Origin of the sequence: Pseudomonas sp. NPDC087697, assembly GCF_044743155.1 — a bacterium.
In the GTDB taxonomy this organism is placed as follows: Bacteria; Pseudomonadota; Gammaproteobacteria; order Pseudomonadales; family Pseudomonadaceae; genus Aquipseudomonas.
Map to the genome: position 1 here is coordinate 1 of NZ_JBIUVW010000021.1, position 22,748 is coordinate 22,748.

Sequence of the window (22,748 nt, forward strand, 5' to 3'; positions counted from 1 at the left end):
GCTGGCTCACGAAATTCACCTGTTTCTTGGGCTGCGATTTAAAGAGCGGGAGTATACCCGATTCGTTCGTCCGCACGCCCCCTGGAGCCTTATGCCACGCTGCTTTTGGTGTTCCGAAGATCCGCTGTACATGGCTTATCACGATCAAGAGTGGGGCGTACCGCTACGCGATGCGCAGCGTTTGTTCGAGTTGCTTTTGCTCGAAGGGTTCCAGGCCGGTCTGTCATGGATCACCGTGCTGAGGAAACGCGAACGCTACCGTGAGGTGCTGTTCGGCTTCGATGTGCAGCGCGTGGCACAGATGAGCGACGCCGAAATCGACGATTTGATGCTCGATCCGGGGATCATCCGCAACCGTCTCAAACTCAATGCCGCCCGGCGCAATGCCCAAGCCTGGATGGCGCTGGAGGACCCGGTGGCGCTGCTCTGGTCGTTTGTCGGCGGCGTCCCGAAGATCAATCATTTCAAGGATCGCAGCGAAGTGCCGGCCGTGACGCCGGTCGCCGTGGAAATGAGCAAAGCTCTGAAAAAAGCCGGCTTCACCTTTGTCGGCCCAACCATTTGCTATGCCCTGATGCAGGCCTCGGGGATGGTCATGGATCACACCACCGATTGCGATCGCTACGCCATCTTGCGCAGTGGGCGGTTAGAATAGCCGGCTCGTGATACGGATCATGACGTCGGATTAGAAGATCAGGAGTGACCTGTGGATAAGTTTAAAGGCGCCTTGCTGGTAGGCGCTCTGCGGTTGTTTGCCCTGCTTCCGTGGCGGGCGGTGCAAACCGTAGGCGCGGCGATTGGCTGGGTCATGTGGAAAACCCCCAACCGTTCCCGCGACGTGGTGCGCATCAACCTCGCCAAGTGTTTCCCGGAAATGGACGCCGCCGAGCGCGAGCGTTTAGTGGGACAGAGCCTGATGGACATCGGCAAATCATTGACCGAAAGCGCCTGCGCCTGGATCTGGCCGGCCCAGCGCTCCATCGATCTGGTGCGTGAAGTCGAAGGCCTCGATGTGCTCAAGGACGCCCTCGCCTCCGGCAAAGGCGTGGTCGGCATCACCAGTCACCTGGGCAACTGGGAAGTGTTGAACCACTTCTATTGCAGCCAGTGCAAACCGATCATTTTCTACCGTCCGCCCAAGCTCAAAGCCGTGGATGAACTGTTGCGCAAACAGCGGGTGCAATTGGGCAACCGCGTGGCAGCTTCTACCAAGGAAGGCATCCTCAGCGTCATCAAGGAAGTGCGCAAAGGTGGTGCAGTGGGTATTCCGGCTGACCCGGAACCGGCCGAATCCGCCGGGATCTTCGTGCCCTTCTTCGCTACCCAGGCACTGACCAGCAAGTTTGTGCCGAACATGCTCGCGGGCGGTAAAGCGGTCGGCGTCTTCCTGCACGCCCTGCGCCTGCCGGACGGTTCAGGCTACAAAGTGATCCTGGAAGCCGCGCCCGAGGCTATGTACAGCACCGATACCGAGACGTCCTGCGCGGCCATGAGCCAGATCGTCGAGAAGTACGTGCGGGCTTACCCGAGCCAATATATGTGGAGCATGAAGCGCTTCAAGAAACGCCCGCCAGGCGAAGAACGCTGGTATTGATTCACTTGGCATGATCTGTGGATAACCCTGCGTAGGAGCTGCCGTAGGCTGCGATCTTTTGATCCTGCCTTGGTTCGTAAAGTTATCCACAACCGTTCACGTAAGGACGCAGAAGATGTCCGAACACCGTAAGTCATTTCGAATCAAGATCCAGCACGAGAGCTTCGGCGAGTGCCTGGGCCAGACTCGCAACCTTTCCGCCAGCGGCGTCTACGTGAAGCATCCGACGCTCGCGGCGTTGGCCAAGGGCGCGGTGGTCTATGGTCAGGTGCAGGGTTTGCCGTGCGGTGCGCCGCGAGTACGCATGGAAGTGGTGCAGGTCGACGCTGAAGGTATTGGCCTGCGTTACCTTTGAATTGAGCGTTTTTTGATCAGTTACCCAACCGGTCAAGCTTCTTCAGAAACACCGTCATTTCCTTTTCAGCCTGCTTGTCGCCGTGCGCGCGGGCGGCTTCCAGGCCCTGCTCCCAGGCCTGGCGGGCGGCTGCATGGTCCGCCAGTGCCAAATGAGCCTTGCCCAACAGCTTCCAGGCCGCCGAATACTTCGGATCGAACGCCACGCACCGGCTGAAATGCTCGACCGCCTTGGCGTTTTCGCCCAGATCCAGGTAACCCTTGCCCAGACCGAAGCGCAGCAACGAGTTATCCACACCCTTGGCGAGCATTTTTTCGAGGGATTCGATCATGGGCGGCACCTTGAGTTGTGTGTGGTTATCGAGATCGCCATCGCGGGCAAGCCTTGCTCCTACAAGAGCAGAACGCACATCTTCTGTAGGAGCAAGGCTTGCCCGCGATGAGGCCAGTCTGGCCAACTCAGATCCAGGATCAGAAAAAGCTCAACCCCACGTGGAACAACTTCTCCACATCGCGAATATGCTTTTTATCCACAAGGAACAGAATCACATGGTCGCCGGCTTCGATCACCGTGTCGTCGTGGGCGATCAACACTTCTTCGTCGCGAATGATCGCACCAATGGTAGTCCCTGGCGGCAGGACGATGTTTTCGATGGCTTTGCCAATCACCTTGCTCGACTTCGCATCACCGTGGGCAATCGCCTCGATGGCTTCTGCCGCACCGCGGCGCAGTGAGTGCACGCTGACGATATCGCCCCGGCGCACGTGGGCCAGCAAGGTGCCGATGGTCGCCAGTTGCGGGCTGATGGCGATGTCGATGTCTCCGCCCTGGATCAGGTCGACGTAGGCCGGGTTGTTGATGATGGTCATCACTTTCTTGGCGCCCAGGCGTTTGGCCAACAGTGACGACATGATGTTGGCTTCGTCGTCGTTGGTCAGCGCCAGGAAGAGATCGGCGTCGGCGATGTTCTCTTCCAGCAGCAAATCGCGGTCCGAGGCGCTGCCCTGCAACACCACGGTGCTGTCGAGGGTGTCCGAGAGGTGGCGGCAGCGCGCGGGGTTCATCTCGATGATCTTCACCTGATAGCGGCTTTCGATAGCCTCGGCCAGCCGTTCGCCGATCTGCCCGCCGCCGGCGATGACAATGCGTTTGTAGCTTTCATCGAGCCGACGCATTTCGCTCATCACTGCGCGAATGTTCGCTTTGGCGGCGATGAAAAATACTTCGTCGTCGGCTTCGATCACCGTATCGCCTTGCGGCAGGATCGGTCGGTCACGACGGAAAATCGCCGCCACGCGGGTGTCGACGTTCGGCATGTGTTCGCGCAACTGACGCAGTTGCTGTCCCACCAGCGGCCCGCCGTAGTAAGCCTTGACCGCCACCAGTTGGGCTTTGCCCTCGGCGAAGTCGATGACCTGCAAGGCGCCGGGGTGTTCGATCAGGCGCTTGATGTAGTGGGTCACCACTTGTTCCGGGCTGATCAACACGTCGACCGGAATCGCGTCATTGTCGAACAGGCCGGCGCGGGTCAGGTACGCAGCTTCGCGGACCCGGGCGATTTTGGTCGGCGTGTGGAACAGGGTATGCGCGACCTGGCAGGCGACCATGTTGGTCTCGTCGCTGTTGGTCACCGCCACCAGCATGTCGGCGTCGTCGGCGCCGGCCTGGCGTAACACCGTCGGGAGCGAGCCGCGACCTTGCACGGTACGGATATCGAGGCGGTCACCGAGGTCACGCAGGCGTTCGCCGTCGGTGTCGACCACGGTGATGTCGTTCGCTTCGCTGGCCAAGTGTTCCGCCAGCGTACCGCCGACCTGCCCGGCGCCGAGGATGATGATCTTCATCCGGTCACTCCCTTGAAATCCGCTTAACCGCGCGCGGCGGCAATCTTGATCAGCTTGGCGTAATAGAACCCGTCGTGACCGCCCTCTTGCGCCAGCAACTGGCGGCCATGCGGTTGCTTGATACCGGCCTGGCTGGCGATGTCGAGTTCGCGAGCGCCCGATGTGCGAGCGAGAAAGGCTTCGATGACTTCGGTGTTTTCAGTCGGCAAGGTCGAGCAGGTGGCGTACAGCAGAATGCCGCCGACTTCGAGGGTCGGCCACATCGCGTCCAGCAACTCACCTTGAAGCACCGCGAGCGCAGCGATGTCATCCGGCTGGCGGGTCAATTTGATGTCCGGGTGCCGGCGAATTACGCCGGTCGCCGAGCACGGTGCGTCGAGCAGGATCCGCTGGAACGGCTTGCCGTCCCACCACGCCTGAGTGTCGCGGCCGTCGGCGGCGATCAACTCGGCGCTGAGGCCCAGCCGCTCAAGGTTTTCCCGCACGCGCACCAGGCGCTTGGCTTCCAGGTCCACGGCCACCACGCCGGCCAGTTTTGGCTCGACTTCGAGGATATGGCAGGTCTTGCCGCCTGGTGCGCAGCACGCGTCGAGCACCCGTTGGCCCGGCGCCAGGTCCAGCAGATCCGCCGCCAGTTGCGCGGCTTCGTCCTGCACGCTGATCCAGCCTTCGGCGAAACCTGGCAACTGGCGCACATCGCCCGGCGTGTCGAGCACGATGCCGTCCTGGCTAAATACACACGGCTTGGCCGCGACACCGGCATCGCTCAGCAAGGCGAGGTAGGCATCGCGGGAATGATGACGACGGTTGACCCGCAGGATCATCGGCGGGTGCGCGTTGTTCGCGGCGCAAATGGCTTCCCACTGCTCGGGCCAGAAGGCCTTGAGGGATTTTTGCAGCCAGCGTGGGTGGGAGGTGCGCACCACCGGATCGTGCTCAAGCTCGGCCAGCAGTGCTTCGCTTTCACGTTGGGCGCGGCGCAGCACGGCGTTGAGCAAGGCTTTGGCCCAAGGCTTTTTCAGTTTGTCGGCGCAACCCACGGTTTCACCGATGGCGGCGTGGGCCGGGACGCGGGTGTACAGCAACTGGTAAAGGCCGACCAACAACAGCGCTTCGACATCGGCATCAGCGGCTTTGAAGGGTTTTTGCAGCAGCTTGGCCGCCAGCGCCGACAAACGTGGCTGCCAGCGCGCAGTGCCGAAGGCCAGGTCCTGGGTGAAGCCGCGATCGCGGTCTTCGACCTTGTCCAGTTGCGTCGGCAGCGAACTGTTCAGCGAAGCCTTGCCGTTAAGGACGGCGGCAAGTGCCTTGGCGGCGGCCAGACGCGGGTTCATTGGGCGTCCACCGCAAGGCCCAAGACAGTGCCAACGGCAAATTTCTCACGACGGCTGTTGAACAAGTCGCTGAAGTTCAGTGCCTTGCCACCGGGCAATTGCAGACGCGTCAGGCACAGCGCCTGTTCACCGCAGGCGACGATCAAGCCGTCCTTGCTGGCGCTGAGGACTTCGCCCGGTGCGCCCTGGCCTTCGGCGAGGCTGGCAGCGAGGACTTTCAAGGCTTCGCCATTGAGCGTGCTGTGGCAGATCGGCCACGGATTGAACGCGCGAACCAGACGCTCCAACTCGACCGCTGGACGGTTCCAGTCGATGCGCGCTTCGTCTTTGTTCAATTTGTGAGCATAAGTAGCGAGGCTGTCGTCCTGCACTTCGCCCTCCAGCGTGCCGGCGGTCAGACCGGCAATCGCCTGAATCACTGCTGGCGGACCCATCTCGGCGAGACGGTCGTGCAGGCTGCCGCCGGTGTCATCGCAGCTGATTGGTGTGGTGACCTTGAGCAGCATCGGCCCGGTGTCGAGGCCTGCCTCCATGCGCATCACGGTCACGCCGCTTTCAGCGTCGCCCGCTTCAACAGCGCGCTGGATCGGCGCCGCACCGCGCCAGCGTGGCAGCAACGAAGCGTGGCTGTTGATGCAGCCCAGACGCGGAATATCCAGCACCACTTGCGGCAGAATCAGGCCATAGGCGACGACGACCATAAGGTCCGGCTTGAGCGCGGCCAGTTCAGCCTGGGCGTCGGCGTTGCGCAGGGTTGGCGGCTGCAACACCTGGATGTTGTGCTCCAGAGCCAACTGCTTGACCGGGCTCGGCATCAGCTTTTGCCCACGGCCCGCCGGACGGTCCGGTTGGGTGTAGACCGCAACGATCTCGTAAGGGCTGTCGAGCAGGGCCTTGAGGTGTTCGGCGGCAAATTCGGGGGTGCCGGCAAAGACGATGCGCAGTGGCTCAGTCATGGGAATTCTCGGTTGAAAACACGCGGAAAAGAAAAAGGCTTGCCGCAGCAAGCCTTTGGAGGGGCATCAAGCGTTCTGGCGATGGAGCTTTTCCAGTTTCTTCTTGATGCGGTCGCGTTTGAGCGTGGACAGGTAATCGACGAACAATTTGCCGTTGAGGTGGTCGCATTCGTGCTGAATGCACACCGCCAGCAGGTCTTCGGCGATCAGTTCAAATGGCTTGCCGTCACGGTCCAGGGCGTTGATCTTGACCTTTTGCGGGCGGTCGACGTTTTCGTAGAAGCCCGGTACCGAAAGGCAGCCTTCCTGGTACTGACCCATCTCGTCGGTCAGGACTTCGAACTCGGGGTTGATGAACACCCGGGGTTCGCTGCGGTCTTCGGAAAGGTCCATGACCACGATGCGTTTGTGCACGTTGACCTGGGTCGCCGCGAGGCCGATGCCGGGTGCTTCATACATTGTTTCAAACATGTCATCGACCAACTGCCGCACTTCGTCGTCCACTACGGCCACTGGTTTGGCGATAGTACGCAGGCGCGGGTCGGGAAATTCGAGGATGTTCAAAATAGCCATAAGCGTAATTGCTGCACGTGTGAAGTAAAGTCTGGGCCGATTGCCTGGCGGGTCCGAAGATGCAGGCTACCGTTGTAAAACGTAGCTCCCTTCTTTTCATTAGCAAGGGGGGAGCGAGCCACGAGGGCTCTGGCGTTCTACGCGAATGCACATAATAAAGGGATTCACCGCATGAGGAAATCACTACTCGCCTTGCTGCTTCTGGCCTCGGCCGGTTTCGCACACGGGCAAGTGCAACTCAAGGAAGGTTTTCCACAGCATTACACGGTGGTGGCGGGTGACACTCTTTGGGACATCTCTGGGAAATTCCTCCGCGAACCCTGGAAATGGCCCGAACTCTGGCAGGCCAACCCGCAAATCGAAAACCCCAACCTGATCTATCCCGGCGACTCGCTGTCGCTGGTCTATATCAACGGCCAACCGCGTCTGACCCTCAATCGCGGGGCTTCACGGGGCACCCTCAAGCTCTCGCCACAAGTGCGCAGCGCGCCGATGGCCGACGCCATTCCGAGTATTCCGCTGCGATCCATCAACAGCTTCCTGTTGAGCAACCGCATCATCGACAACGTCGAAGACTTCAACAAGGCGCCGTACATCGTTGCCGGCGACGCCGAACGGGTGCTCAGCGGCATGGGCGATCGCATCTACGCACGCGGCAGGTTCGACCCGGCGCAGTCGGTGTACGGCATCTTCCGCCAGGGCAAGGTCTACAGCGACCCGCAAAGCAAAGAGTTCCTGGGGATCAACGCCGATGACATCGGCGGCGGCGAGATCATCGCCACCGAAGGTGATGTCGCGACCCTCGCCTTGCAACGTACGACCCAGGAGGTTCGTCTCGGCGACCGCTTGTTCAGTGGCGAAGAACGGGCAATCAACTCGACCTTCATGCCCAGCGCACCAAAAACCGATATTCACGGCTTGATCATCGACGTGCCACGAGGCGTTACACAGATCGGCGTGCTCGACGTGGTGACCCTGAACAAGGGGCAGCGCGACGGTTTGGCCGAAGGCAACGTGCTGGTGGTGATGAAAACCGGTGAAACCGTGCGTGACCGGGTGACGGGCGAGCAAGTGAAAATCCCGGATGAGCGCGCCGGTTTGCTGATGATCTTCCGCACCTACGAAAAGCTCAGTTATGGCTTGGTGCTCAACGCTTCGCGCTCCCTGGCGGTGATGGATAAAGTGCGTAATCCGTAAAAGACTCAACAAGTTACCAACAGACTTATCCACAGCTTGTTCCTGATTCAACACGACCAATAACGATCAAGGATGATCTTATGCCACTGTTCGCACCTACGCAGGTTTCACCGGCGGAACTGGAAGCGCGTTTGCGTTTGCATCGTCTCCCGGAGCTCGGTCCACGACGTTTTCAAAAGCTCCTCGAAGCCTTTGGCTCGGCCTCAAAAGCCATCAGCGCACCGGCCAGTGCCTGGCGCGCGTTGGGGTTGCCGGCGACGTGTGCAGAAGCCCGACGCAGCCCCGAAATTCGCGATGGCGCCTACCATGCACTGGCCTGGCTTGAGCGTGAGGGCCAGTATTTACTGATGTTTGACCAACCGGGCTACCCGGCGCTGCTGGCAGAAATCAGTGATCCGCCGCCGCTGCTGTTTGTCGCGGGCGATCCGGGCATTCTGGAAAAACCGCAGCTGGCGATGGTCGGCAGCCGACGCGCATCGAGGCCGGGAATGGACACCGCAGCGGCATTTTCCCGCAGCCTTGCAGGTGCCGGTTTTGTCATCACCAGCGGCTTGGCGCTGGGCATCGATGCGGCGGCGCATCAGGCCGCGCTGGACGTGGGCGGGCAGACCGTCGGGGTGCTCGGCACTGGCCTGGAAAATTTTTATCCACAGCGCAATCGACGCATTGCCGACGCGATGATTGCCCAAGGCAGCGCGGTGGTTTCCGAGTTCCCGCTGGACGCCGGACCGCAGGCCAGCAACTTTCCGCGCCGCAACCGGATTATCAGTGGTTTGTCCCTCGGCGTGCTGGTGGTTGAGGCCAGCGTCGCCAGTGGCTCGTTGATCACCGCAAGGCTGGCGGCGGAACAAGGGCGTGAGGTGTATGCGATTCCCGGCTCCATCCATCATCCCGGCGCCCGTGGTTGTCACCAGTTGATCCGCGATGGCGCGGTGTTGGTGGAAACCATCGAACATATCCTCGAAGGTCTGCGCGGTTGGCAGAATCTGCCGTTATCCACAGAAGCTTCGGTGCCCATCGATCATCCGTTGCTGTGCCTGCTGTTTGCCGCTCCGCATACCAGCGAGGCGTTGGCAGACGCGGCTGGCTGGGCGTTGCCGAAGGTATTGGCAGCGCTCACGGAGCTTGAAATGGACGGCCGGGCGGTGTCTGAAGGCGGGCGCTGGTTTGCGCGCCTAAGCTAGGTTCATACGCTGGGTTTTATAAGGAAGATCGGTAAACTGCGCACAGCCTTATTTTGGAGAGTCGGTAATGGTCAACAGTTGGCGTGTGCAACAAGCCGCACGAGAAATTCGCGCAGGGGCGGTGATTGCCTATCCAACCGAAGCCGTCTGGGGCCTGGGTTGCGACCCGTGGGACGAAGAGGCGGTGTATCGCTTGCTGGCGATCAAGGGCCGTTCGGTGGAAAAGGGCTTGATCCTGATTGCCGACAACATTCGCCAGTTCGACTTCCTGTTCGAAGACTTCCCGGAACTGTGGATGGATCGCATGGCCAGCACCTGGCCGGGGCCGAACACCTGGCTGGTGCCCCATCAAAACATGCTGCCGCAATGGATCACCGGGGTGCACGAGACCGTGGCGCTGCGGGTCAGCGATCACCCGCTAGTGCGGGACTTGTGTACGTTGGTCGGGCCGTTGGTGTCGACTTCAGCCAACCCGCAAGGCCGGCCGGCGGCGCGCACACGGATTCGCGTCGAGCAGTATTTCCGTGGGCAAATCGACCTGGTGCTGGGCGGTAACCTGGGTGGGCGCAAAAATCCGAGTCTGATTCGCGATCTGGCGACCGGCAAGGTTGTGCGCCCGGCGTGAGACCGCGTCATCGTTCATCGCGGGCAAGCCTTGCTCCTACAGTTTGTATCGACCCGCGATGATGCGAACGACACATGACCTGTAGGAGCAAGGCTTGCCCGCGATGGCGATCTTAAGGCAATAACACCGTCGAGCCAGTGGTACGCCGTGCCGACAGCTCAATGTGTGCCTTCGCCGCTTCAGCCAGTGGATAACGCTGGCTGATGTCCACTTTGAGCTTGCCGCTGATGATCATCCCGAACAGCTCATCGGCCATGGTTTGCAGATTCTCGGCATTGTTGGCGTAAGTCCCCAGGGTTGGCCGGGTCACGTACAGCGAGCCCTTCGCGGCGAGAATCCCCAGGTTCACCCCGTCCACCGCCCCCGACGCGTTGCCAAAGCTCACCACCAGCCCGCGTGGCGCCACGCTGTCGAGCGAGGTCAGCCAGGTGTCTTTGCCGACGCCGTCATAGACCACCGAGCACTTTTTGCCGTCAGTCAGTTCCAGCACGCGCTGTGCGACGTTTTCCTTGCTGTAGTCGATGGTTGCCCAGGCGCCGAGGGATTTTGCCAGCGCGGCTTTCTCCGGCGAGCTGACAGTGCCGATCAACTTCACGCCCAAGGCTTTGGCCCACTGGCAGGCGAGCGAACCGACACCGCCGGCAGCGGCGTGGAACAGAATGGTTTCGCCACCCTTGAGTTCATAGGTCTGACGCAGCAGGTACTGCACGGTCAGGCCTTTGAGCATGACGCCCGCGGCCTGTTCGAAGCTGATGGCGTCCGGCAAATGCACCAGATTGTCTTGTGGCAACACATGCATCTCGCTGTAAGCACCCAGCGGGCCACTGCCGTAGGCCACGCGGTCACCGACCTTGAAACGCGTGACGCCGCTGCCCACGGCGTCGACCACGCCCGCGCCTTCCGAGCCCAGGCTTGATGGCAGGGCCGGCGGTGCGTAGAGGCCGCTGCGGAAATAGGTGTCGATGAAATTAAGACCGATGGCCTTGTTACTGACGCGCACCTGCTGAGGGCCAGGCTCGGCCGGTTGGAAGTCCACATACTCAAGCACTTCGGGGCCGCCATGGGCACGGAACTGGATACGTTTGGCCATCTGCACTCTCCTTGGGTGTGTTTGCCGTCAGTCTTTCGGCGAAGGTCCCTATCGGACTCCTAAGCTTGATCTTCGTCAACTGCGACGGTCACGAGTGCAGTGTTATGCTACGCGCCCATTTGCGCCGGCCGCCGTTCTGATCGAGCGCCGCGTAGCTTTGCCCGATTCAAGGTGATGCCATGACTACCCGCACCGAGGCCGTTAAAGCCTACCTGCTCGACCTGCAAGACCGTATTTGTGCCGCGCTGGAAGCCGAAGACGGTGGTACTCGCTTCGTCGAAGACGCCTGGACCCGGCCTGCCGGTGGTGGCGGTCGCACGCGGGTGATTGAAAACGGAGCGGTCATCGAGAAGGGTGGCGTGAACTTTTCCCACGTCTTTGGTAGCGGTCTTCCGCCATCCGCCAGCGCCCATCGGCCTGAACTGGCCGGGCGCGGCTTCGAAGCCCTCGGTGTGTCGCTGGTGATTCACCCGCACAATCCGCATGTGCCGACGTCCCACGCCAACGTGCGCTTTTTCATCGCTGAGAAAGAAGGCGAAGAGCCGGTCTGGTGGTTCGGCGGCGGCTTCGACCTGACCCCTTACTACGGCAATGAAGAAGACTGCGTGCACTGGCACCGTGTGGCCGCGCAGGCCTGCGCGCCGTTTGGGCCGGACGTTTACAGCCGTTACAAGGACTGGTGTGACAGCTATTTCCACATCAAGCATCGCAACGAGCCCCGGGGGATCGGTGGTCTGTTCTTCGATGACCTGAACGAGTGGGACTTCGACACCTGCTTCGCCTTCATGCGTGCTATCGGCGACGCTTACATCGACGCTTACCTGCCGATCGTCCAGCGTCGCAAGGCGCAAGCCTTCACCGCGAAGCAGCGCGAATTCCAGGAATTCCGCCGTGGGCGCTACGTCGAGTTCAACCTGGTTTACGACCGTGGCACGTTGTTCGGCCTGCAATCGGGCGGGCGTACCGAGTCGATCCTCATGTCGCTGCCACCGCAAGTGCGCTGGGGTTACGACTGGAAGGCCGAGCCTGGCAGCGAAGAAGCGCGCCTGACCGAGTACTTCCTGCAAGACCGCGATTGGTTGGCTTAACCCCTGTAGGAGCTGCCGAAGGCTGCGATCTTTTGATCTAAATCGATGCAACGCCTTGAACAGATCGCAGGCCGCGCCAGCTCCTACACGAACGAGGAATCCTGATGGACCGTTACGTCGTATTCGGTAACCCGATTGGCCACAGCAAATCACCGTTGATCCATCGCCTGTTTGCCAAGCAGACTGCTCAGCAACTGGACTACAGCACCTTGCTGGCGCCACTTGATGATTTTTCCGGTTGTGCCACGGAGTTTTTCCGCGAAGGCCGTGGCGCCAACGTCACCGTGCCGTTCAAGGAAGAAGCCTATCGTCTGGCCAACAGCCTGACGGAACGGGCCCAGCGGGCCGGTGCGGTCAACACCTTGAGCAAACTGGCGGATGGCAGCCTGTTGGGCGACAACACCGACGGCGCCGGGCTGGTGCGGGACCTGACGGTCAACGCCGGGTTCAACCTGCGCGGTAAACGCATTCTGCTGCTGGGTGCTGGTGGTGCGGTGCGTGGCGCGCTGGAGCCGTTGCTGGCCGAGCAACCGGCGTCGGTAATCATCGCCAATCGCACGGTGGAAAAGGCCGAATTGCTGGCCGAACTGTTCGCCGATCTCGGCCCGGTGTCCGCCAGTGGTTTCGACTGGCTGCGTGAGCCGGTGGACCTGATCATCAATGCGACGTCGGCCAGTCTGTCAGGCGATGTACCGCCGATTGCCAGCAGCCTGATCGAACCGGGCAAGACCGTTTGCTACGACATGATGTACAGCAAGGAACCCACCTCGTTCTGCCGCTGGGCCAGCGAACACGGCGCCGCGGTGTCGATGGATGGCCTGGGGATGCTGGCCGAACAGGCCGCCGAAGCGTTCTTCCTGTGGCGCGGCGTGCGCCCGGACACCGCACCGGTGCTGACCGAACTCCGCCGCCAACTGGCGGCGTAACCCCCCGTAGGAGCAAGGCTTGCCCGCGATGGGCGCGACGCGGTTAATCTGACAGACCGCGTTATCGTTCATCGCAGGCAAGCCTTGCTCCCACAGGACGGTGTTTCCCATGGGATGGTGGTTTAGTCCTCAAACCGGATCGGACATTTCTCCGGCCCTTCGAGCTTTATCAATTCCTCGACCACATGCCCCCGCGCCCGGCGCAGGATCAGGCTGCGGTCTTGCCTGAGCAGTCGTCGCGCTTCCTGGTGCAGCATCTCCACGCCGGAATAGTCGATGAAATTGATGTACTGCGCTTCGATCACCACTTTCAGACCTTGAGTGCGTTGCAGGCGCACTTGCAGGTAGTGGCTGGCGCCGAAGAAGATCGAGCCGCCGACCCGTAGAATCTCTTCATCGCCTTCGCTCCATTGCTGCACGCGGGGTTGCGAGGTGCGCTTGAGGTAGAAAAACAACGAGACCAGCACGCCGGCGTAGATCGCCGTCTGTAGCTCCAGCAGCAACGTGGCGACGCAGGTCAGCGCCATCACCACGAACTCGGCGCGGCTGACCCGGAACAACGCGCGAATGCCGCGATGGTCCACCAATCCCCAGCAAATCAGCAGAATGCTCCCGGCCATGGCCGGAATCGGGATATGCGCAATCAGCGCCGCCCCAGCCACCGCAAACAACGCCACCCAAAGGGCCGAGAACACCCCGGCCAGCGGTGAACAGGCGCCCGCTTCATAACTCAAACCCGAACGGGTAAAGGAACCAGCCGACAAGGAGCCTGAGAAAAAGCTGCCGACAATGTTCGAAAGCCCCTGCGCGCGGACTTCCTGATTCGCATCGAGCAACTGCTGCGAACGCGCCGACAACGAGCGGGCAATCGACAGGCTGGTGACCAGCCCGAGCATGCCGACCGCCACCGCGCTGGGCAGCAGGCGCAATACCAGGTCCAGATCCAGCGGCAACGGGCGCAATGGCGGTAGCCGGCCCACGAACGAGCTGACCAACTTCACATGACCAAACATCGATGGCCACAACCACACCAGCAGGCCGCTGAAGATCAGGCTGATCAGCAGGCTCGGCCAGCGCGGCACCAGCAGTTTCAGCGCAACGCCCACCGCCAGCGTGCCGAGGCCCAGCGCCAGCGACGGTTTATCCAGCGCGCCGATGTCGCCGATCAATGACACCAGACTGTTCAGCGCCGTGGCCTGATTCGGCAGATCCAGCCCCAACAGGTTCGGCAACTGCCCGAGGGCGATCACCACCGCCGCACCGAGGGTGAAACCCAGCACCACCGAGTGCGAAACAAAGTTCACCAAGGCACCGAAGCGCAACATGCCCAGTAGCCACTGGAAAATACCGGCGAGGAAGGTCAGCAGCAGGATCAGCGTGACGTAGTCCTGGGAACCGGGCACAGCCAAGGGACTGACGCTGGCGTAAAGAACGATGGAGATTGCCGCCGTCGGGCCGCAGATCAAATGCCAGGAGGAACCCCAGAGGCAGGCGATCAACACCGGAATGATGGCGGCGTACAAGCCGTATTCGGCGGGTAACCCGGCGATCAATGCGTAAGCAATGGATTGAGGCAACGCAAGAATCGCCCCGCTGAGGCCGACGACAAGGTCGCGGCCGACGCTGGCACGGGTTTGCCGGGGCAGCCAGCTGAGAAAGGGGAAGAGTTTATGGCGGTTGGGGATTGCCATGGTGCCTCTTGGTTGGGGTTTTGGCGATGGAGTATCAGGCTCGGACTTGTGGGAGCGGGCTTGCTCGCGAAAGCAGTGTGTCAGTCGACATGCCCATTGGCTATCTCACCGCCTTCGCGAGCAAGCCCGCTCCCACAGGAGGTACTACAACTTGGCCTTTACGGCTGGCAACGCGTCTTTCCCGTCCGCCGTTTTCACGCCATCAAGCCATTTATCGAGGATAGCCGGATTAGCCTTGATCCACGCCTTCGCCGCGTCGGCGTTGCTGACTTTCTTGTTCACCACCTCGGCCATGATGCTGTTCTCCATCTCCTGGGTGAAGCTCAGGTTGGTCAGCAGCTTGCCGACGTTCGGGCAGGCCTGTGCATAACCCTTGCGAGTCAGGGTGTGGACGCTGCCGGTGTCGCCGAAGTATTTCTCGCCGCCCTTCAGGTAATGCATTTTCAGCTGCACGTTCATTGGGTGCGGGGTCCAGCCGAGGAAGGTCACGAACTTCTGCTTTTTCACTGCGCGGGACACTTCGGCGAGCATCGCCTGTTCGCTGGACTCGACCAGCTTCCACTGGCCGAGGTTGAAATCATTCTTCTTGATGATCTCTTGCAGCGAGATGTTCGCCGGGGCACCGGAGCCGATGCCGTAGATCTTTTTATCAACTTCTTTTGGGTGTAGCTCGGCGTACTTGTTCAGGTCCGCAAAGTCATGCACACCAGCGTCCCACACGTAGTCCGGCACGGCCAGGGTGAACTCGGTGCCGTCGAGGTTCTTCGACAGCTGGGTGACATCGCCATTGGCCACGAACTTGTCGTAGAAGCCCTGCTGCGCCGGCATCCAGTTACCCAGGAACACGTCGACCTGGCCGTCCTTGAGCCCGCCAAAGGTGATTGGTACCGCCAGGGTGTCGACCTTGGCCTTGTAACCCATGCCCTCAAGCAGGAAACCGGTAATGGCGTTGGTCGCGGCGATGTCGCTCCAGCCCGGGTCCGCCATCTTCACCGTGTCGCAGCTTTGCTCGGCGTAGGCCGACACACTGCTCAAGGCCAGCAGCCCCGCCGTCAGTACTGTGGATAACCTTTGCATGTTCTTCCCCTTACGTTATTGGTTTTGGCAGGGTTGTGGATAACGTGCTTTGCGCTCCAGATCATCGAGGTCGATGTGGTTGCGCATGTACTGCTGACTGGCGTCGACCAGCGGCTGGTGGTCCCAGCTCTTCAGCTTGCCGAGGGTCAGCGCCTGAGTGACAAAACGTCGTCGACGCTGGCTGGCGAGTACCTGTTGGTGGATCGCCGGGATGTTCCATTTGGCCCGCGCCTCGGCGAGAAAATCCTCGAACACCTGACGATGTTGCGCGGATTGGCTGAGTTCTTCCTGTTCGTGCGGATCGTTGTGCACGTCGAAGAGCAGGCACGGGTCGTCTTCGCTGTAGATGAATTTGTACGCGCCACGGCGGATCATCATCAGCGGGCTGATCGTGCCTTCGGCCATGTATTCGCCAAACACTTCGTCGTGCCCGGCCTGCCCCTGCAAGTGCGGCACCAGCGAGCGACCGTCCAGTGGTAAACCGGCTTCCAGGCTGCCGCCGGCCAGTTCCACCAGGGTTGGCAACAGGTCGGCGGTGGACACAGCGGCACTGACTCGCCCAGCCGCGAACTGCCCTGGTGCGCTGACCAGCAGCGGCACGCGGGCGGCCATTTCAAACCAATGCATTTTGTACCAGAGCCCTCGCTCGCCGAGCATGTCGCCGTGGTCGCCAGAGAAGACGATGACGGTGTCGTCGATCAGCCCCGTATCCTCTAGGGTTTGCAGAAGTTTGCCGACGTTGCTGTCGATATAGCTGCACGCACCGAAATAGGCGCGGCGCGCATCGCGAATTTTATCCACAGGCAGTGGCTTGTCCCACAGGTCGTAAACCTTGAGCAGGCGCTGGGAATGCGGATCGAGCTCGTTCTGCGCCGGGGTTTCCGGCAGCGGGATGTCTTTGTCGTCGTACAAATCCCAAAAGGCCTTGGGAATGGTGTACGGATCGTGTGGGTGAGTCATCGACACAGTCAGGCAGAACGGCTGATCGCCGTCTTCGCGGATGTGATCGAACAGGTACTGCTGGGCTTTGAACACCACCTCTTCGTCGAAATCCAGCTGGTTGGTGCGCACGCATGGCCCGGCCTGCAACACCGAGGACATATTGTGATACCAGCTCGGGCGTACGTCCGGTTCATCCCAGTTAACTGCCCAGCCGTAGTCGGCCGGGTAGATGTCGCTGGTCAGGCGCTCTTCGTAGCCATGCAACTGATCCGGACCACAGAAGTGCATCTTGCCGGACAGCGCGGTGCGGTAGCCGAGGCGCCGCAGGTAGTGGGCATAGGTCGGCACGTCCGCAGGAAAATCCGCCGCGTTGTCGTAGGCGCCGATCTTGCTCGGCAACTGGCCGCTGACCAGGGTGAAACGCGAAGGTGCGCACAACGGGCTGTTGCAATACGCGGCGTCGAACACCACGCCTTGCGCAGCGAGGCGGCTCAGGTTGGGCAGCTTGATTGGCGATGAACCGTAGAACGGCAACAGGGGCGCGGCCATTTGATCGGCCATGATGAAAAGAATGTTCTTGCGCTTCATGTGATCGCGGCATTCCATAGTGAGCAGTTATGCGAAAGTGCTGTGATCGATGATGTAGCCCACACACTTGGCGGTAAAGCCCATGCACGGCAATGACTAGGATAAGCACAGCTTATGTATGACGCCCTTGGTGATTTGTCCCTGGACCTGTTCCGCGCTTTCGAAGCTGCCGCGCGTCATCGCAGCTTCACGGCAGCGGCAGTAGAGCTCGGCACCACGCAGCCGGCTGTCAGCCAGCAGATCAAACGGTTGGAGGAGCAACTCGGCACGCGGCTGTTCGACCGCATCTACCGAGGCATCGAGCTGACCGAAGCCGGGGCGATTCTGTTCGAACAGGTACAGGCCGGTTTGCAGAGCATCGATGCCGGGCTGAATGCGATCAGCGCCCAGCATCAGCACGAGGTGTTGCAGGTGGCCACCGACTTCGCCTTCGCCGCGTATTGGCTGATGCCGCGCCTGCACCGTTTTCATGAGGCTAATCCACACGTAGACGTCAGCCTGGTTACCAGCGAACGCAGCCACAACATGCTGCGCACCGACATCGACGTGGCCGTGCTGTTTGGCGATGGGCGTTTCAAACAAGGCGAAAGCCATTGGCTGTTCAGCGAAGAAGTGTTCCCGGTGTGCAGTCCGCTGCTGCTCAAGGAGCGCACCGTGCCCCTGCCCGCCCACGCCTTGCAGGAATTGCCGCTGCTGCATCTACGTGGCGAAAACAGCAGCCACTGGTTCGACTGGAGCGGCGTATTCCGCGTGTTGGGCATTGCCACACCACCCGCGCCGGGGCAGCTGCGCTTCGATAACTACACGTTGTTGATTCAAGCGGCGATTGGCGGCCAGGGCGTGGCCATCGGTTGGCGGCACCTTGTGGATAACTTGCTGGCGCAAGGCTTGTTGTGCCGACCGATTGCCGAGACGGCGATGTCGAGCTTCGGCTATTACGTGGTCCTGCCCCAGCGCAAACGCCGCAGCGCGCTGATTCAGCAGTTCGTCGACTGGCTGATGACCGAACAGGCCAGCAGTGCTGAATCACTGACTGGCTTGGCCCTGCCGTCGATTGCGGTGTAGCGTTGCGGGTGGGGAATGAATCCCGAGACACGAGAACACTATGCAGCGGATCAAGGGCTACCACGCCCACGTTTACTTCGACGCGAGCACCATCGATCAGGCGCGAGCCCTGTGTGAGCAGGCTGCGCAGCTGTTTCCGTTGAAGATGGGTCGGGTGCACGAACGGCCGGTCGGCCCGCACCCGGACTGGAGTTGCCAACTGGCCTTTGCGCCGGAGCAACTGGGTGAAGTGCTGCCATGGCTGACACTCAATCGCAAAGGCCTGGTGGTGTTTTTGCACCCGGACACGGGCGACGACCTGGCCGACCACACCGACCATGCGATCTGGATGGGTGCGATCCGGCCATTGGATTTGTCGATTTTTTGAGCATTTGTTGAGCACAGTACAAACCTGTGGCGAGGGAGCTTGCTCCCGCTCGACTGCGTAGCAGTCGCAATCCAGCAACCTCGTTTTACCTGATGTAACCAGGTTGTTGAAGTTGGGGCCGCTTCGCGGCCCAGCGGGAGCAAGCTCCCTCGCCACGGGCGTGCTACTTAGTACAAAACGCCTTCCAGCACTTCATAAACCACCCCGCTGCCCATGGCGATCAGCACGATGTCACCCCCCATGCGTCGCCATTCATAACCTGGGTAGTACGGCAAGCGCGAGAGGGCGCGGTCGTCCAGGCGTTCGCCGTAGTAGCCGCGCGGCAAGGGCTGGCCTCTGACCCAACGAATGCCCGGCGGCGGTGGTGCGCCGCGTACGAAATACCCGTGGTTGACGCGGATCACTTCGCGCACCGGGCCGAAGTCATGCGGTGGCCGTCTGTATTCCGGGCCATGCTCACGGTGTTCCTCGCCGCGATGCTCGTACTGTGGACCGCCACGATCATGCTCGTGATCGTCGCGTTCATCAGCGCTTGCGTGGAGCAAGGGGGTGGCGCTGAGCATCAATACACCCAGGCTGGCGATCAGGCGTTTGGGCATTTTCATTTGGGTCTTCCTCACAGCATCCACAGCAAAAAAAGGGGCTCAGAACTCGGTTCTGAACCCCTGGGTCTTGCTATTTAGTCTGTGGCGCCGGGCGCTAATTCCTCTGTATCAGGAACTTTACTTTCAGCTGACGCGGGCTTTACGCACGCCTTCGGACAACGCCGAGCACAAGCTCAGTACACCGTCGATCGCCTGCTCAGGTGTCGTCGCATTGGCGATGTGGTCGATCAGCGCCGAACCCACCACCACGCCGTCTGCCAGGCGGGCGATGGACGCCGCTTGCTCCGGTGTACGGATGCCGAAACCGATGCTGATTGGCAGGTCGGTGTGGCGACGCAAACGGGCCATGGCTTCCTCGACGTGTTCCAAGGTCGCTGCGCCAGCGCCCGTCACACCGGCCACCGACACGTAGTACACGAAACCGGAACTGCCATTGAGCACAGTCGGTAGACGCACATCGTCGGTGGTCGGAGTGGTCAGGCGGATGAAGTCGATGCCTGCCGCTTGCGCCGGGTCGCACAGCTCGGCGTTATGCTCGGGCGGCATGTCGACCACGATCAGACCGTCGACACCGGCTTCTTTGGCATCGCTGATGAAGCGCGGTACGCCGTAGTAGTGGATTGGGTTGAAGTAACCCATCAGCACCAGCGGAGTGTCGTTGTTGTCTTTGCGGAACTCGCGAACCATTTGCAGGGTTTTCGCCAGGTTTTGCTTGGCGCCCAGGGCACGGATGTTGGCGAGCTGGATCGCCGGGCCGTCGGCCATCGGGTCGGTGAAGGGCATGCCCAACTCGATCACGTCGGCGCCGGCCGCCGGCAGACCTTTGAGGATCGCCAGCGAGGTGTCATAGCTCGGGTCACCAGCGGTGACGAACGTCACCAGGGCGGCGCGGTTCTGTTCTTTGAGTTCGGCGAAGCGCGTTTGCAGGCGGCTCATCAGTGTTTCTCCTGCTGGGACTGCTCTTGTTGGGAGTGTTCCATGTGGTGCATCACGGTTTGCATGTCTTTGTCGCCACGGCCGGACAGGTTGACCACCATCAGGTGATCTTTCGGCAAGGTCGGTGCGCGTTTGAACACTTCGGCCAGGGCGTGGGCGCTTTCCAGTGCAGGAATGATCCCTTCCAGGCGGCAGCACTTGTGGAAGGCGTCGAGGGCTTCGTGGTCAGTTACGGAGGTGTACTGGACGCGGCCAATGTCATGCAACCAGGCGTGTTCCGGGCCGATACCCGGATAGTCGAGGCCGGCGGAGATCGAGTGAGCGTCGATGATCTGGCCATCGTCGTCCTGCAACAGGAAGGTCCGGTTGCCGTGCAGCACGCCCGGTACGCCGCCGTTCAGGCTGGCCGCATGTTTGCCGGTTTCGATGCCATGACCTGCCGCTTCAACGCCGATGATTTCGACGCTTTTGTCATCGAGGAACGGGTGGAACAGGCCCATGGCGTTGGAACCGCCGCCGATGCACGCCACCAGGCTGTCCGGCAGACGGCCTTCCTGTGCTTGCAGTTGTTCGCGGGTTTCCTTGCCGATCACCGCCTGGAAGTCGCGGACCATCGCCGGATAAGGGTGCGGGCCGGCCACGGTGCCGATCAGGTAGAAGGTGCTGTCGACGTTGGTCACCCAGTCACGCAGGGCTTCGTTCATCGCGTCTTTCAGGGTGCCGGTGCCGGCAACCACGGGGATCACTTCGGCGCCCAGCAGTTTCATGCGGAACACGTTGGCCTGTTGGCGCTCGATGTCGGTGGTGCCCATGTAGATCACGCAGTCCAGACCAAAACGTGCGGCCACGGTGGCGGTCGCCACGCCATGCATGCCGGCGCCGGTCTCGGCGATGATGCGTTTTTTGCCCATGCGCCGCGCCAGCAGGATCTGGCCGATGCAGTTGTTGATCTTGTGCGCGCCGGTGTGGTTCAGCTCTTCACGCTTGAGGTAAATCTTGGCGCCGCCGCAGAACTCCGTCAGGCGTTCGGCGAAATACAGTGGGCTCGGGCGACCGACGTAGTCGCGCTGGAAGTAGGCCAATTCTTCTTTGAATGCTGGATCTTCCTTGGCCGCTTCGTATTCGCGGGCCAGGTCGAGGATCAACGGCATCAGGGTTTCGGCAACGTAGCGGCCGCCGAACGCGCCAAACAGGCCGTTGGCATCAGGGCCGTTGCGCAGATTAGTCTGGGTCATGGGGCGCTCCAGGTGAATGCGTGAGATGACAATGGCGTTCACTCTACCCCTGACATCCACAGCTGAAAACCGATAAGATCGCCGTAACCTGTCAGGAAAACTCACAGATCCAATGAGCCACGACCTTCCCCCGCTGAACGCTCTGCGCGCCTTCGAGGCCACTGCCCGCTTGAACAGCGTCAGTCAGGCTGCGGAGCAACTGCACGTGACCCACGGTGCGGTCAGTCGACAGCTGAAAGTGCTGGAGGAGCATCTGGGGGTGAGCCTGTTCGTCAAGGATGGACGCGGCCTGAAACTCACAGATGCCGGCGTGCGGTTGCGCGATGCCAGCAGCGAGGCCTTCGAGCGTTTGCGCACCGTTTGCGGTGAGCTGACGCAAGGCCACGCCGACGCGCCGTTCGTACTCGGCTGCTCCGGTAGCTTGCTGGCGCGCTGGTTCATTCCACGTCTGGGCCGGTTGAATGCCGATCTGCCGGACTTGCGCTTGCACCTGTCGGCGGGTGAAGGCGATCTCGATCCAAGGCGGCCGGGGCTCGATGCCTTGCTGGTGTTTGCCGAGCCGCCGTGGCCTGCGGACATGCAGGTTTATGAGTTGGCCAGCGAGCGTATCGGCCCGGTGTTGAGCCCTCGCTTTACCGGTTACGACAGCTTGCGCCAGGCGCCGGCTGCTGCGCTGCTCAACGAACCCTTGTTGCACACCACTTCACGCCCGCAAGCCTGGCCCAGTTGGGCGCAGCGCAACGGCCTCGACGCCAAAGCGTTGAAGTTCGGACAGGGTTTCGAGCATTTGTATTATTTGCTGGAGGCGGCGGTGGCGGGGTTGGGCGTGGCGATCGCCCCTGAGCCGCTAGTGGCCGAAGATTTGAAGGCCGGTCGCCTGGTTGCGCCGTGGGGGTTTAGCGAAACCCCGGCGCAACTGGCGTTGTGGCTACCCAAGCGCGCCGCGGACGGGCGCGCTCGGCAGTTGGCGCAGTGGCTGAAAAACGAGCTGCGCCAAACCCTTTAATTACCGCGTTTGTACAGCAGATACGCCGCCAGCAAACCCAAGGCACCGACCGCGACGCTGGCGGTGGTCCACGGGTGCTCCTGGGCGTAATCGCGGGTGGCGATCCCGGTTTCGCGGGTTTTGACTTTGACTTCTTCGTACGCATCGCTGAGCAGGTGGCGCGAATGCTTCAGCGCGCTCTCGGCGTTGCTTTTGAGGGCCTTGAGGGTTTTCAGCGACTCGTCCGATGCATCGCTCTTCAGGCTTTCCAACGACTTGAGCAGACTCTCGATCTCGGCTTCCATGCTTTGCAATGAGGCTTTACGCAACGAGGTGTTGGCCATGATGACTCTCCTGCATTGATTGAGTGGCGTGTGTTGGTTGGGACTCCAGCGGTTCGGGAAAGTGCAGTAAATCTGAACCTGCACTTAGGAATGGCAGCCACAAGAAATACGGAAAATCGCTGCTAGGCTCTAATCACTAATCAAGGA

Annotated in this window: 24 protein-coding genes; 11 read left to right on the forward strand and 13 right to left on the reverse strand. The window is 61.1% G+C overall.

Annotated elements, in window-relative coordinates; all coding sequences use genetic code 11:
• Positions 1-91: 91 nt before the first annotated feature.
• The 3 genes from ACIPIN_RS15930 to ACIPIN_RS15940 all read left to right on the forward strand — a co-directional run bounded on the left by ACIPIN_RS15930 (position 92) and on the right by ACIPIN_RS15940 (position 1,949).
• Positions 92-655 carry a DNA-3-methyladenine glycosylase I gene (locus tag ACIPIN_RS15930; RefSeq protein ID WP_401120086.1) on the forward strand — a complete coding sequence of 188 codons (564 nt, stop codon included), beginning with the start codon at positions 92-94 and terminating at the stop codon, positions 653-655.
• Positions 656-706: 51 nt separating this feature from the next.
• Positions 707-1,594, forward strand: coding sequence for a lysophospholipid acyltransferase (locus ACIPIN_RS15935; protein ID WP_401120088.1), 888 nt, complete (start codon positions 707-709; stop codon positions 1,592-1,594).
• A gap of 115 nt (positions 1,595-1,709) precedes the next feature.
• Positions 1,710-1,949, forward strand: a complete 240-nt coding sequence (locus tag ACIPIN_RS15940; RefSeq protein ID WP_054594888.1) for a PilZ domain-containing protein — start codon at positions 1,710-1,712, stop codon at positions 1,947-1,949.
• A gap of 16 nt (positions 1,950-1,965) precedes the next feature.
• On the opposite strand, the gene ACIPIN_RS15945 is transcribed toward ACIPIN_RS15940, so the two are convergent.
• The 5 genes from ACIPIN_RS15945 to def form a co-directional block, all read right to left on the reverse strand.
• On the reverse strand, positions 1,966-2,280 hold the full coding sequence (locus tag ACIPIN_RS15945) for a tetratricopeptide repeat protein (RefSeq protein ID WP_401120090.1): 315 nt from the start codon (positions 2,278-2,280) through the stop codon (positions 1,966-1,968).
• 139 nt (positions 2,281-2,419) lie between these two features.
• The gene (gene trkA, locus ACIPIN_RS15950) at positions 2,420-3,793 is read right to left on the reverse strand and encodes a Trk system potassium transporter TrkA (protein WP_401120091.1); all 1,374 of its coding nucleotides are present in this window, start codon (positions 3,791-3,793) and stop codon (positions 2,420-2,422) included.
• Positions 3,794-3,816: 23 nt separating this feature from the next.
• A complete protein-coding gene (gene rsmB, locus ACIPIN_RS15955; RefSeq protein ID WP_401120092.1) occupies positions 3,817-5,127 on the reverse strand; it encodes a 16S rRNA (cytosine(967)-C(5))-methyltransferase RsmB in 1,311 nt (436 codons plus the stop codon).
• Positions 5,124-6,083 carry a methionyl-tRNA formyltransferase gene (gene fmt, locus ACIPIN_RS15960; protein ID WP_401120094.1) on the reverse strand — a complete coding sequence of 320 codons (960 nt, stop codon included), beginning with the start codon at positions 6,081-6,083 and terminating at the stop codon, positions 5,124-5,126. Before fmt ends, rsmB begins: the two co-directional genes overlap by 4 nt.
• A gap of 66 nt (positions 6,084-6,149) precedes the next feature.
• Positions 6,150-6,656, reverse strand: a complete 507-nt coding sequence (def, locus tag ACIPIN_RS15965) for a peptide deformylase (RefSeq protein WP_401120096.1) — start codon at positions 6,654-6,656, stop codon at positions 6,150-6,152.
• A 171-nt stretch (positions 6,657-6,827) separates the two neighbouring features.
• On the opposite strand from def, the gene ACIPIN_RS15970 reads away from it, so the two are divergent.
• The 3 genes from ACIPIN_RS15970 to ACIPIN_RS15980 all read left to right on the forward strand — a co-directional run bounded on the left by ACIPIN_RS15970 (position 6,828) and on the right by ACIPIN_RS15980 (position 9,662).
• A complete protein-coding gene (locus ACIPIN_RS15970) occupies positions 6,828-7,853 on the forward strand; it encodes a LysM peptidoglycan-binding domain-containing protein (protein ID WP_401120097.1) in 1,026 nt (341 codons plus the stop codon).
• A gap of 80 nt (positions 7,854-7,933) precedes the next feature.
• A complete protein-coding gene (gene dprA / locus ACIPIN_RS15975; RefSeq protein WP_401120098.1) occupies positions 7,934-9,037 on the forward strand; it encodes a DNA-processing protein DprA in 1,104 nt (367 codons plus the stop codon).
• A gap of 67 nt (positions 9,038-9,104) precedes the next feature.
• The gene (locus ACIPIN_RS15980; RefSeq protein WP_401120100.1) at positions 9,105-9,662 is read left to right on the forward strand and encodes an L-threonylcarbamoyladenylate synthase; all 558 of its coding nucleotides are present in this window, start codon (positions 9,105-9,107) and stop codon (positions 9,660-9,662) included.
• 112 nt (positions 9,663-9,774) lie between these two features.
• On the opposite strand, the gene ACIPIN_RS15985 is transcribed toward ACIPIN_RS15980, so the two are convergent.
• Positions 9,775-10,752 (reverse strand): NADPH:quinone reductase, encoded by a 978-nt coding sequence (locus ACIPIN_RS15985; protein ID WP_401120101.1) that lies wholly within the window; start codon positions 10,750-10,752, stop codon positions 9,775-9,777.
• Between the two features lie 179 nt (positions 10,753-10,931).
• On the opposite strand from ACIPIN_RS15985, the gene hemF reads away from it, so the two are divergent.
• Both hemF and aroE read left to right on the forward strand, forming a co-directional pair.
• Complete coding sequence (gene hemF / locus ACIPIN_RS15990; RefSeq protein WP_123427047.1) at positions 10,932-11,840, forward strand: oxygen-dependent coproporphyrinogen oxidase; 909 nt, start codon at positions 10,932-10,934, stop codon at positions 11,838-11,840.
• A gap of 104 nt (positions 11,841-11,944) precedes the next feature.
• Positions 11,945-12,766, forward strand: a complete 822-nt coding sequence (gene aroE, locus ACIPIN_RS15995) for a shikimate dehydrogenase (protein ID WP_401120102.1) — start codon at positions 11,945-11,947, stop codon at positions 12,764-12,766.
• A 122-nt stretch (positions 12,767-12,888) separates the two neighbouring features.
• Here the strand turns inward: aroE and ACIPIN_RS16000 are convergent, their stop codons facing one another.
• From ACIPIN_RS16000 to betC, 3 genes are all read right to left on the reverse strand, one after another.
• Positions 12,889-14,457 carry a SulP family inorganic anion transporter gene (locus tag ACIPIN_RS16000; RefSeq protein ID WP_401120103.1) on the reverse strand — a complete coding sequence of 523 codons (1,569 nt, stop codon included), beginning with the start codon at positions 14,455-14,457 and terminating at the stop codon, positions 12,889-12,891.
• Positions 14,458-14,601: 144 nt separating this feature from the next.
• Entirely contained in the window at positions 14,602-15,534 is a 933-nt protein-coding gene (choX, locus tag ACIPIN_RS16005; RefSeq protein ID WP_401120104.1) for a choline ABC transporter substrate-binding protein, read from the reverse strand.
• A gap of 15 nt (positions 15,535-15,549) precedes the next feature.
• Complete coding sequence (betC, locus tag ACIPIN_RS16010) at positions 15,550-17,064, reverse strand: choline-sulfatase (RefSeq protein WP_401120105.1); 1,515 nt, start codon at positions 17,062-17,064, stop codon at positions 15,550-15,552.
• Between the two features lie 114 nt (positions 17,065-17,178).
• Between betC and ACIPIN_RS16015 the strand changes: the two genes are divergently transcribed.
• Together ACIPIN_RS16015 and ACIPIN_RS16020 are read left to right on the forward strand one after the other, a co-directional pair.
• Positions 17,179-18,129, forward strand: coding sequence for a choline sulfate utilization transcriptional regulator (locus tag ACIPIN_RS16015; protein ID WP_401120106.1), 951 nt, complete (start codon positions 17,179-17,181; stop codon positions 18,127-18,129).
• Between the two features lie 40 nt (positions 18,130-18,169).
• Positions 18,170-18,496: a DOPA 4,5-dioxygenase family protein gene (locus tag ACIPIN_RS16020; protein ID WP_401120108.1), complete on the forward strand. Its 327-nt coding sequence runs from the start codon at positions 18,170-18,172 to the stop codon at positions 18,494-18,496.
• A 167-nt stretch (positions 18,497-18,663) separates the two neighbouring features.
• Here the strand turns inward: ACIPIN_RS16020 and ACIPIN_RS16025 are convergent, their stop codons facing one another.
• From ACIPIN_RS16025 to trpB, 3 genes are all read right to left on the reverse strand, one after another.
• Positions 18,664-19,101: an anti-virulence regulator CigR family protein gene (locus ACIPIN_RS16025; protein WP_401120109.1), complete on the reverse strand. Its 438-nt coding sequence runs from the start codon at positions 19,099-19,101 to the stop codon at positions 18,664-18,666.
• A gap of 123 nt (positions 19,102-19,224) precedes the next feature.
• On the reverse strand, positions 19,225-20,037 hold the full coding sequence (gene trpA, locus ACIPIN_RS16030) for a tryptophan synthase subunit alpha (RefSeq protein WP_401120110.1): 813 nt from the start codon (positions 20,035-20,037) through the stop codon (positions 19,225-19,227).
• Entirely contained in the window at positions 20,037-21,272 is a 1,236-nt protein-coding gene (gene trpB / locus ACIPIN_RS16035) for a tryptophan synthase subunit beta (RefSeq protein WP_401120111.1), read from the reverse strand. Before trpB ends, trpA begins: the two co-directional genes overlap by 1 nt.
• 112 nt (positions 21,273-21,384) lie before the next feature.
• On the opposite strand from trpB, the gene ACIPIN_RS16040 reads away from it, so the two are divergent.
• The gene (locus ACIPIN_RS16040) at positions 21,385-22,278 is read left to right on the forward strand and encodes a LysR family transcriptional regulator (protein WP_401120113.1); all 894 of its coding nucleotides are present in this window, start codon (positions 21,385-21,387) and stop codon (positions 22,276-22,278) included.
• Here the strand turns inward: ACIPIN_RS16040 and ACIPIN_RS16045 are convergent.
• Positions 22,275-22,601 carry a YqjD family protein gene (locus ACIPIN_RS16045; protein ID WP_401120114.1) on the reverse strand — a complete coding sequence of 109 codons (327 nt, stop codon included), beginning with the start codon at positions 22,599-22,601 and terminating at the stop codon, positions 22,275-22,277. The two genes, ACIPIN_RS16040 and ACIPIN_RS16045, sit on opposite strands and share 4 nt — an antisense overlap.
• Between the last annotated feature and the right edge of the window lie 147 nt (positions 22,602-22,748).